At 35.9% G+C, this 348-nt stretch carries 1 pseudogene; it reads left to right on the forward strand.

Annotated features, from left to right (window positions below):
• Nucleotides 1-44 precede the first annotated feature (44 nt).
• A pseudogene (locus AN391_RS20000) lies at nt 45-257 on the forward strand (transposase); the annotation flags it as partial.
• Between the last annotated feature and the right edge of the window lie 91 nt (nt 258-348).

The following is a 348-nucleotide window of genomic DNA, read 5'->3' on the forward strand; positions in this document are numbered from 1 at the left end:
TTCATAAGTAGAATTTTCCATTAACGAAAATAGGAAAATTTACGATGAGAAAAAGCAAATTCACCGAAACTCAAATTGTCAGCATGATCAAAGAAGCTGAATCAGGTATTCCTGTGCCTGAAGTCTGCCGTAAACATGGTATCGGGCAAAGCACATTTTATAAATGGCGCTCAAAATATGGTGGTATGGAAGCTTCAGATGTTAAACGCCTTAAAGAGCTTGAAGAAGAAAACCGTAAGCTAAAAGATATGTTTGCAACGCTGAACTGGTTTAATTGAGCCGGACACTTTAATAATGGACAATGTCCTAATATTGAGGTGTTAAATGACAAGACGTAAAAATAAATCT

Source organism: Pseudoalteromonas sp. P1-13-1a (assembly GCF_001401875.1).
Lineage (GTDB): Bacteria > Pseudomonadota > Gammaproteobacteria > Enterobacterales > Alteromonadaceae > Pseudoalteromonas.